This is a genomic window from Pseudomonas vancouverensis, from assembly GCF_004348895.1.
GTDB classification, from domain to species: Bacteria; Pseudomonadota; Gammaproteobacteria; order Pseudomonadales; family Pseudomonadaceae; genus Aquipseudomonas; species Aquipseudomonas vancouverensis.
This window is the reverse complement of sequence record NZ_RRZK01000038.1, coordinates 161,014-169,317: the sequence shown is the minus strand read 5'-3', so window position 1 is coordinate 169,317 and position 8,304 is coordinate 161,014. Positions and strand designations below refer to the sequence as shown.

The window sequence follows — 8,304 nt, the reverse complement described above, 5'->3', positions numbered from 1 at the left end:
CTCATGGTATCTCTCGTGTCCCAAGGCATGATGGGTTTCCCGGCGAAGTTGGCTCGCCGAAAAGTGTCCACCATGTCCCCGCACACCCGTCAACCATGTGTCCGGTCCATACAGGCGTTTGAAAAAGGGACTCGCTGTAAGAGCGAAACCGCCAGCGGCAACACCCGCAACAATGGATATGTACTCAATCAACCAAAAAAACAGTCGGCCCAAAGGCCGCTGCAATGACACAAACAAAAACGGCCTCCATATAAATAGAGGCCGTTCCCGATACAACTCAACAAGCTAAAGCAATACTGCCCTTACTTGCGGTCTTCCAGCTTGGTGATATCACGCGACTCATACCCAGTGTACAACTGACGCGGACGGCCAATCTTGTACGGGCTGGAAAGCATTTCCTTCCAGTGCGAGATCCAGCCAACAGTACGAGCCAGGGCAAAGATCACGGTGAACATGCTGGTTGGAATGCCAATCGCCTTGAGGATGATCCCCGAGTAGAAGTCGACGTTCGGGTACAGCGAGCGCTCGATGAAGTACGGATCGGTCAGGGCGATCTCTTCCAGGCGCATGGCCAGCTCAAGTTGCGGATCGTTCTGGATGCCCAGTTCTTTCAGCACTTCGTCGCAGGTCTGCTTCATCACGGTGGCGCGTGGGTCGCGGTTCTTGTAAACGCGGTGACCGAAGCCCATCAGCTTGAACGGATCGTTCTTGTCCTTGGCCTTGGCGATGAACTTGTCGATGTTCGAAACATCGCCGATTTCATCGAGCATGGTCAGTACGGCTTCGTTCGCACCGCCGTGGGCAGGGCCCCACAGTGCGGCGATACCGGCAGCGATACAGGCGAACGGGTTGGCACCCGAAGAACCGGCCAGACGCACAGTGGAAGTCGACGCGTTCTGCTCGTGGTCGGCGTGGAGGATGAAGATCCGGTCCATGGCCTTGGCGAGTACCGGGCTGATCGGTTTGATCTCGCACGGGGTGTTGAACATCATGTGCAGGAAGTTTTCCGCGTACGACAGGTCGTTGCGCGGGTACATCATGGGTTGGCCCATGGAGTACTTGTAAACCATCGCTGCCAGGGTCGGCATCTTGGCAACCAGGCGGATCGCGGAGATTTCGCGATGCTGCGGGTTATTGATGTCCAGGGAGTCGTGGTAGAACGCGGAGAGTGCGCCGACTACGCCACACATGACGGCCATCGGGTGAGCGTCGCGGCGGAAGCCGTTGAAGAAGGTCTTCAGCTGCTCGTGAACCATGGTGTGGTTCTTCACGGTGCTGACGAACTGGGCCTTCTGCTCTGCGGTCGGCAGTTCGCCGTTCAGCAGCAGGTAGCAGGTTTCCAGGTAGTCCGACTTTTCAGCCAGCTGTTCGATCGGGTAGCCGCGGTGCAGCAGGATGCCGTTATCGCCGTCGATATAGGTGATCTTCGATTCGCACGAGGCGGTCGACATGAAACCCGGGTCAAAGGTGAAGCGGCCCGTGGCCGTCAGGCCCCGAACATCGATAACATCGGGACCAACGGTGCCGGTTAAAATGGGCAGCTCGACGGGGGCTGCGCCCTCGATGATCAACTGCGCTTTTTTGTCAGCCATGTGGCCTCCTATTTATGCTTGAAATCATCAGACAGACCCCCCACGCAGGGCCCGCACCACTATAGTGAGATAAATTCGAATGTCAATTTGCCTAAAGTCTTGCTCCAGAAGGCTTTAACCGTACTTTTTTCTCGAAATTGACTGCCATTTACGCCTTTTATGTGCGTTGCGCAATCAGCAGTTTGGGTTAGGTGTTTGCGTTGTCATTAGTAGCCTAACTGTCTATACTCGGCCACCGACCGCCAAGGGCTTTTGGGCCTGCTTTATTGGGGGTCGCATCCCTGGGTGGTGGTTACCTGACCAGTGCACTCCCCAACAACTTTGCCCTGATTGTTAGGGGCTCTTCAGTGTGAAAAAAAAGCCGTGAAAAGCCAACGACCTGTAAACCTAGACCTAAGGACCATCAAACTCCCCATCACCGGCGTTACGTCGTTTCTTCACCGTGTTTCCGGCATCATCCTCTTCCTGGGCCTCGGCTTCATGCTTTATGCATTGGGCAAATCCCTGGGTTCCGAGGAAGGTTTTGCCGACGTGAAGGCATGCTTGACCAGTCCTCTGGCCAAGTTCGTAGCATGGGGCCTCCTGTCCGCTCTTCTGTATCACCTGGTAGCCGGTGTGCGCCACTTGATCATGGATATGGGCATCGGTGAGACGCTGGAAGGCGGCCGCCTGGGCTCGAAAATTATCATCGCCGTTTCCGTGGTGTTGATCGTTCTGGCAGGAGTTTGGATATGGTAACCAGCGTTACGAACCTTTCGCGTTCGGGCCTCTATGACTGGATGGCGCAACGTGTGTCTGCGGTTGTTCTCGCGGCTTATTTCATTTTCCTGATCGGATACCTCGCGGCGAATCCGGGCATCGGCTACGAGCAGTGGCACGGCCTGTTCGCTCACAACGGAATGCGTATCTTCAGTCTGCTGGCCCTGGTGGCCCTTGGCGCTCACGCCTGGGTCGGCATGTGGACCATCGCGACCGACTACCTGACGCCGATGGCGCTGGGCAAGTCCGCGACTGCAGTACGTTTCCTTTTCCAGGCAGTATGCGGCGTTGCAATGTTCGCTTACTTCGTCTGGGGTGTGCAGATTCTCTGGGGTATCTGATTCATGGCTAACATTCCAACGATTTCTTTCGACGCCATCATTATTGGTGGTGGCGGTGCCGGCATGCGCGCAGCGCTGCAACTGGCACAGGGCGGTCACAAGACTGCCGTGATCACCAAGGTTTTCCCGACCCGCTCGCACACTGTGTCGGCACAGGGCGGCATCACCTGCGCCATCGCGTCCGCTGACCCGAACGATGACTGGCGCTGGCACATGTACGATACCGTCAAGGGTTCCGACTACATCGGTGACCAGGACGCTATCGAATACATGTGTCAGGAAGGCCCGGCTGCAGTTTTCGAACTGGACCACATGGGTCTGCCGTTCTCCCGTACCGAGCAGGGCCGCATCTACCAGCGTCCGTTCGGCGGTCAGTCCAAGGACTACGGCAAGGGCGGCCAGGCTGCTCGTACCTGCGCAGCTTCCGACCGTACCGGTCACGCACTGCTGCACACCCTTTATCAGGGCAACCTGAAAGCCGGTACCACGTTCCTGAACGAGTACTACGCTGTTGACCTGGTCAAGAACGGTCAAGGCGAGTTCGTCGGTGTGATCGCGATCTGCATCGAAACCGGCGAAACCACCTACATCCGCGCCAAGGCCACCGTGCTGGCGACCGGCGGTGCGGGTCGTATCTACGCGTCGACCACCAACGCCCTGATCAACACCGGTGACGGCGTTGGCATGGCCCTGCGTGCAGGCGTTCCGGTACAAGACATCGAAATGTGGCAGTTCCACCCGACCGGTATCGCCGGCGCTGGTGTACTGGTTACCGAAGGTTGCCGTGGTGAAGGTGGATACCTGATCAACAAGCACGGCGAGCGTTTCATGGAGCGTTACGCTCCGAACGCCAAAGACCTGGCCGGTCGTGACGTTGTTGCCCGTTCGATGGTTAAAGAAATCATCGCTGGTAACGGTTGCGGTCCGAATGGCGACCACGTAATGCTCAAGCTCGACCACCTGGGCGAGGAAGTGCTGCACAGCCGTCTGCCAGGCATCTGCGAACTGTCGAAGACTTTCGCTCACGTTGACCCGGTTGTTGCGCCGGTTCCGGTTGTTCCGACCTGCCACTACATGATGGGCGGCGTTGCCACCAACATCCATGGCCAGGCGATCACCCAGAACGCCGAAGGCGTGGACCAGATCATCCCTGGTCTGTTCGCGGTAGGTGAAGTGGCTTGCGTATCGGTTCACGGTGCCAACCGTCTGGGCGGCAACTCGTTGCTCGACCTGGTGGTATTCGGCCGCGCTGCCGGCCTGCACCTGGAAAAAGCCCTGACCGACGGCATCGAATACGATGACGCCACCGAAGCTGATATCGAAGCGGCCCTGGCGCGTCTGAACGCGCTGAACAACCGTACCGATGGCGAAGACGTCGCTACCCTGCGTCGCGAGCTGCAAAGCTGCATGCAGAACTACTTCGGCGTGTTCCGTACCGGCGAATACATGCAGAAAGGCATCGCTCAGCTGGCCGATCTGCGCAAGCGTATCGCCAACGTGAAGATCAACGACAAGTCGCAGGCGTTCAACACTGCACGAATCGAAGCGCTGGAACTGCAAAACCTGCTGGAAGTGGCTGAAGCAACCGCTATCGCCGCTGAAGTTCGCAAAGAGTCCCGCGGCGCCCACGCCCGTGAAGACTTCGAAGACCGTGACGACGAAAACTGGCTGTGCCACACCCTGTACTTCCCGGGTGACAAGCGCGTCACCAAGCGTGCCGTGAACTTCTCGCCGAAGACTGTTCCGACTTTCGAACCTAAAGTCCGGACTTATTAAGGGTGACCGCCATGTTGCAAGTCAGTGTATATCGTTACAACCCTGATCAGGACGCTGCGCCGTTCATGCAGGAATTCCAGGTCGATACCGGTGGTAAAGACCTGATGGTGCTGGACGTGCTGGCCCTGATCAAAGAGCAGGACGAGGGTTTCTCCTATCGTCGCTCTTGCCGTGAAGGTGTTTGCGGTTCCGACGGCATGAACATCAACGGCAAAAACGGCCTGGCGTGCATCACGCCGCTGTCTGCTGTCGTAAAAGGTAACAAGTTGATCGTTCGTCCGCTGCCAGGTTTGCCGGTTATCCGTGACCTGGTTGTCGATATGAGCATCTTCTACAAGCAATACGAGAAGGTTAAGCCATACCTGCAGAACGACACCCCGGCTCCGGCCATCGAGCGTCTGCAGTCCCCTGAAGAGCGTGAAAAGCTGGACGGTCTGTACGAGTGCATCCTGTGCGCCTGCTGCTCGACTTCCTGCCCGTCCTTCTGGTGGAATCCGGACAAGTTCCTGGGTCCAGCTGCCCTGCTGCAAGCGTACCGCTTCCTGGCAGACAGCCGTGACACCAAGACGTCCGAGCGTCTGGCTTCGCTGGATGACCCGTTCAGCGTATTCCGCTGCCGCGGGATCATGAACTGCGTCAACGTATGTCCGAAAGGCCTGAACCCGACTAAGGCCATCGGTCACATCCGTAACATGCTGCTCTCCAGCGGCGTGTGATTCAGTTGTTGTAAACCCGCTGATGCAAATCAGCGGTTGTAAATGCAGTACCGCTGTACCGTAGAGGTCATGGCGCGGGCTTCAACCCGCGCCTTGGCTATAACCAGAGCAGCAGCTTAAAAGGCCGCGGCTCTTATTTTGAAGAAATGAGACAAGCAGGGGCATCCGGGCTGGTACCCGGACTATCAGTGTGATCCTAGTGGCTTGTTTTGGTCGCTGCATTCGGACTTCTGCAAGTTTGCTCGGTGTCGACACCGATGGTGTTCCCCTAACCGAGGGTGACCAAGCATGCAAGAAAGCGTGATGCAGCGCATGTGGAACAGCGCCTACCTATCCGGTAGTAACGCTGCCTATGTGGAAGAGCTCTACGAGCTCTACCTGCACGACCCTAACGCTGTGCCAGAAGAGTGGCGCACCTACTTTCAGAAGTTGCCTGCTGACGGCGACTCTGCCACCGATGTTTCGCACTCCACAATTCGCGATCATTTCGTCTTGCTGGCAAAGAACCAGCGCCGCGCCCAACCGGTTTCCGCCGGCAGCGTGAGCAGTGAGCACGAGAAGAAGCAAGTTGAAGTGCTGCGATTGATCCAGGCCTACCGTATGCGTGGCCACCAGGCAGCCCAGCTTGACCCGCTGGGACTGTGGCAGCGTACTGCACCAGCAGACCTGTCGATCAATCATTACGGCTTGACCAATGCCGATCTTGATACGACCTTCCGTGCCGGCGACCTGTTCATCGGCAAAGAGGAAGCGAGCCTACGCGAAATTCACGAAGCGTTGCAGCAGACATATTGCCGCACCATCGGCGCTGAATTTACGCACATCACCGATTCCCAGCAGCGCCAGTGGTTCCAGCAGCGTCTGGAAAGCGTGCGTGGCCGTCCGACCTACTCCGCGGACATCAAGAGCCACCTGCTCGAGCGCGTGACGGCCGGTGAAGGCCTGGAAAAATACCTGGGCACCAAATACCCGGGCACCAAGCGTTTCGGTCTGGAAGGCGGCGAAAGCCTGATTCCGATGCTCGACGAACTGATCCAGCGTTCCGGTTCCTACGGTACCAAGGAAATCGTCATCGGCATGGCCCACCGTGGCCGTCTGAACGTGCTGGTCAACACCTTCGGCAAGAACCCGCGCGAGCTGTTCGACGAGTTCGAAGGCAAGAAGAAGGTCGAGCTGGGTTCCGGTGACGTTAAATACCACCAGGGTTTCTCGTCCAACGTGATGACCGCCGGCGGTGAAGTTCACCTGGCCATGGCGTTCAACCCGTCCCACCTGGAAATCGTTTCCCCGGTGGTCGAAGGTTCGGTGCGCGCCCGTCAGGATCGTCGTAATGACCCGACCGGTGAGAAGGTTCTGCCGATCTCCATCCACGGTGACGCGGCATTCGCCGGTCAAGGCGTGGTCATGGAAACCTTCCAGATGTCGCAGACCCGCGGTTTCAAGACCGGCGGTACCGTGCACATCGTGATCAACAACCAGGTCGGTTTCACCATCAGCAACCCGCTGGACTCGCGTTCCACCGAGTACGCGACCGACGTTGCGAAGATGATCCAGGCACCGATCCTCCATGTGAATGGTGATGATCCGGAAGCCGTTCTGTTCGTGACCCAGCTGGCCATCGACTACCGCATGCAGTTCAAGCGTGACGTGGTGATCGACCTGGTCTGCTACCGTCGTCGCGGCCACAACGAAGCCGACGAGCCAAGCGGCACCCAGCCTCTGATGTATCAGCAGATCACCAAGCAGCGCACCACCCGTGAGCTGTACGCTGATCGTCTGACCCAGGGCGGCGTGCTCGACGCAGAGCGTGTTCAGGCGAAAGTCGACGAATACCGCAACGCGCTGGACAACGGCCTGCACGTAGTGAAAAGCCTGGTCAAGGAGCCGAACAAAGAGCTGTTCGTGGACTGGCGTCCGTACCTGGGTCACACCTGGACTGCGCGTCACGACACTCGTTTCGACCTCAAGACCTTGCAGGAACTGTCCGCCAAGCTGCTGGAAATCCCGGAAGGCTTCGTGGTTCAGCGCCAGGTTGCGAAGATCTACGAAGACCGTCAGAAGATGCAAGCCGGCGGCCTGCCGATCAACTGGGGTTACGCCGAAACCATGGCGTACGCGACCCTGGCGTTCGAAGGTCACCCGATCCGCATGACCGGCCAGGACATCGGCCGTGGTACGTTCTCGCACCGTCATGCCGTGCTGCACAACCAGAAGGACGCGGGCACCTACATCCCGTTGCAGAACCTGTATGCCGGTCAGCCGCGTTTTGACCTGTACGACTCGTTCCTGTCCGAAGAAGCGGTACTGGCGTTCGAGTACGGTTACTCGACCACCACGCCGAACGCTCTGGTTATCTGGGAAGCCCAGTTCGGCGACTTCGCCAACGGCGCCCAGGTTGTAATCGACCAGTTCATCACCAGCGGCGAGCACAAGTGGGGCCGTCTGTGCGGTCTGACCATGCTGCTGCCACACGGTTATGAAGGTCAGGGGCCGGAGCACTCCTCGGCTCGTCTGGAGCGTTACCTGCAGCTGTGCGCCGAGCACAACATTCAGGTGTGCATGCCGACGACGCCTGCCCAGATCTACCACTTGCTGCGCCGTCAGGTGATTCGCCCGCTGCGCAAGCCATTGGTAGTACTGACGCCGAAGTCGCTGCTGCGCCACAAGCTGGCCATCTCGACCCTGGAAGATCTGGCCGAAGGTTCGTTCCAGACCGTGATCCCGGAAATCGATGCCCTGGACCCGAAAAAGGTCGAGCGCGTTGTTCTGTGTAGCGGCAAGGTTTACTACGACCTGCTGGAAAAACGCCGTGCCGAAGGTCGTGACGACATCGCCATCGTGCGTATCGAGCAGCTGTACCCATTCCCTGAGGACGACCTGAAGGAAGTCCTGGCGCCTTACACCAACGCCAAGCATGCCGTCTGGTGTCAGGAAGAGCCGATGAACCAGGGAGCGTGGTACTGCAGCCAACACCACCTGCGTCGCAGCATCAGCAACCTCAACAAGTCTCTCGTACTCGAGTACGCGGGTCGTGAGGCTTCTGCTGCACCTGCATGTGGTTACGCATCGATGCACGCCGAACAGCAGGAAAAACTGCTGCAAGACGCCTTTACTGTTTAA

The 8,304-nt window shown here is 58.1% G+C and carries 7 protein-coding genes; 6 read left to right on the top strand and 1 reads right to left on the bottom strand.

Going from position 1 to position 8,304, the window contains the following annotated elements; all coding sequences use genetic code 11:
* A partial coding sequence (locus EIY72_RS30055) for a hypothetical protein (protein WP_207919408.1) occupies positions 1-228 on the top strand: 228 nt, incomplete at its 5' end.
* A 74-nt stretch (positions 229-302) separates the two neighbouring features.
* On the opposite strand, the gene gltA is transcribed toward EIY72_RS30055, so the two are convergent.
* A complete protein-coding gene (gltA, locus tag EIY72_RS29715; RefSeq protein ID WP_007977501.1) occupies positions 303-1,592 on the bottom strand; it encodes a citrate synthase in 1,290 nt (429 codons plus the stop codon).
* Between the two features lie 363 nt (positions 1,593-1,955).
* On the opposite strand from gltA, the gene sdhC reads away from it, so the two are divergent.
* The 5 genes from sdhC (at position 1,956) to EIY72_RS29690 (ending at position 8,304) form a co-directional block, all read left to right on the top strand.
* Positions 1,956-2,330, top strand: a complete 375-nt coding sequence (gene sdhC / locus EIY72_RS29710) for a succinate dehydrogenase, cytochrome b556 subunit (protein ID WP_056852964.1) — start codon at positions 1,956-1,958, stop codon at positions 2,328-2,330.
* Positions 2,324-2,692 carry a succinate dehydrogenase, hydrophobic membrane anchor protein gene (gene sdhD / locus EIY72_RS29705; RefSeq protein WP_045057756.1) on the top strand — a complete coding sequence of 123 codons (369 nt, stop codon included), beginning with the start codon at positions 2,324-2,326 and terminating at the stop codon, positions 2,690-2,692. The genes sdhC and sdhD overlap by 7 nt, the downstream gene beginning before the upstream one ends.
* A gap of 3 nt (positions 2,693-2,695) precedes the next feature.
* On the top strand, positions 2,696-4,468 hold the full coding sequence (gene sdhA / locus EIY72_RS29700; protein ID WP_093224733.1) for a succinate dehydrogenase flavoprotein subunit: 1,773 nt from the start codon (positions 2,696-2,698) through the stop codon (positions 4,466-4,468).
* A gap of 11 nt (positions 4,469-4,479) precedes the next feature.
* On the top strand, positions 4,480-5,184 hold the full coding sequence (locus EIY72_RS29695) for a succinate dehydrogenase iron-sulfur subunit (protein WP_003223007.1): 705 nt from the start codon (positions 4,480-4,482) through the stop codon (positions 5,182-5,184).
* A 288-nt stretch (positions 5,185-5,472) separates the two neighbouring features.
* Positions 5,473-8,304, top strand: a complete 2,832-nt coding sequence (locus EIY72_RS29690) for a 2-oxoglutarate dehydrogenase E1 component (protein ID WP_093224730.1) — start codon at positions 5,473-5,475, stop codon at positions 8,302-8,304.